This window comes from Aquisphaera insulae (assembly GCF_011064615.1).
GTDB lineage: Bacteria > Planctomycetota > Planctomycetia > Isosphaerales > Isosphaeraceae > Aquisphaera > Aquisphaera insulae.
This window is the reverse complement of record NZ_JAALJH010000207.1, coordinates 1-1,801: the sequence shown is the minus strand read 5'-3', so window position 1 is coordinate 1,801 and position 1,801 is coordinate 1. Positions and strand designations below refer to the sequence as shown.

Annotated in this window: 1 protein-coding gene; it reads left to right on the top strand. The window is 69.7% G+C overall.

The annotated features are described in order from the left end of the window. Positions 1-150 precede the first annotated feature (150 nt). Positions 151-1,755, top strand: a complete 1,605-nt coding sequence (locus G6O54_RS37610) for a hypothetical protein (protein WP_205679182.1) — start codon at positions 151-153, stop codon at positions 1,753-1,755. The last annotated feature ends 46 nt before the right edge of the window (positions 1,756-1,801 follow it).

Sequence of the window (1,801 nt, the reverse complement as noted above, 5' to 3'; positions counted from 1 at the left end):
GGCACCATCCCAAGATGGGGCGAACCGCCCTTCGGGGAGGTTGACAGTTGGCACGGATTTGCATGGGGGGGCGATGAGGGGTTGATGAAGGAGGGGGGTGGTTCGCCAGAGTGGGAATAACCACAAACCGACCCCTCGGAGCCACCCCCCATGCGTAACATATCCGTCGTCGCCACGATCGCCAATGCCGCCGCCGGACTCTGCGGGGATCGAGGCGACATCTCGCGGCGGGCTAGCTCCGTCGGTTGTAGCCGTCAGACCGTCTATGACCATGCCCGCAAGGTCCTCGACGCGGTCCGTCAGTTCGATCCCCTGGGCCCGTTCCGGCGGTCCCACGCCGAGAAGATCCGACTCCTCCGCCGCGAGAACGCCGATCTCCGCCGCCGCCTCGATCGGGCTATCGAGTTCCCCCGCCAGAAGCAGCAGGAGTTCGCCGCCAGGGCCGAGGGCATGGGCATCAGCCTCACCTATATTCGTGAGATCCTGGCCTTCATCCTCGGCGAGCCCGCGGCCCCCTCGCGGTCGGCCATCGGCCGCTGGACGGCCGCCGCGGGCGTCGCCGCCGGCAGGGTCCTGGCCCGCCACGACGCGCTGATCAGGCCCCTGATCCTGGTCGGCTGCCTCGACGAGATCTTCTTCCACGGCCATCCCGTGCTGGTGGCCATCGAGCCGGCCAGCATGACCTGGTTCCTGGGCCGCCGGCCCGACCGGCTCGATGGCCGGACCTGGGCCGACGCCCTGGAGGGATTCCCCGACCTGCGGCATGTCGTCGCCGACGCCGGCCGGCCCTTGCAGGCGGGCATCACGCTGGTCCGACAGCGCCGCGCCGCCGGGGGTCAGGCAGCCCTGGACTCGACCCTCGACGTCTTCCACACCAAGCATCGGGCCCAGAAGGCCCTGGGCGCGGCACGACACCGCGAGGCGCGAGCCGCCGAGGCCTACGAGGCCGCCGATCGGAAGGTGGAGAAGGCCAAGTGGCAGGGCATCCCTGCACGCGCGGCGGCCGGGAAGGCCAAGGCCGCCTGGCGGCAGGTCGAGATGAGCATCGAGCGGCGCGAGGCGATGGAGGCGACCTGGGCGTCGGTCGCCTGTGCCCTGGAGATCTTCCGGCCCGACGGTCGGCTCAACGACCGGGCATGGGCCGAGGCCCGCGTGGCCGAGCACCTGCCGGACCTGGCCGCGAAGGATTGGGACTCGACGGCCAACCATCTGAAGGACCCGACGAGCTTCACGTTCCTGGACCGGCTGCACGCCGAGCTGGGGGCGTTGCCGATCGCCACGGAGCTGCGCGAGGCGCTGGTGAAGCTGTGGTGGCTGCGGCGCCGGCGGCCGCGAGGCGCCGGGCAAGTCGTCGGTGCGGGGCATGTGGCGCACCTGGTGCAGCGGGTGTATTGCTCCAAGCTCGACGAGGGTTGGGCGCGGTGGTATCGAACGGTCTCGGCGATCCTCCGCGGCGTGGTGCGGGCCAGCAGCACGGTGGAGTGCATGAACAGCGTGCTGAGGATGCATCAGTCGCGGCACCGGACGATCACCCCGGGGATGCTGGACCTGAAGCGGCTGTACTGGAACACGCGACGATTCCGCGGCGGCAAGCGGAAGGGCAGGTGCCCCTACGAGCACCTGGGCCTGAAGCTACCGACCTACGACTTCTGGGCCCTCATCAAGGACGAATTCGACATCGCCCTGGCCGAAGCCAAGGCCGACGCCGCCCGCAAGGCCCGCACACGGCTTATCGCCAGGGCCACCGCCGCATGACTACAAACACTGTCAAGACGACAGGTTGCGATTTGGGACGGTCTCG

Bases quoted from the DNA above. Each gene is read 5' to 3' on its own strand.
- G6O54_RS37610 (WP_205679182.1), top strand. From the start codon at position 151: ATGCGTAACATATCCGTCGTCGCCACGATCGCCAATGCCGCCGCCGGA.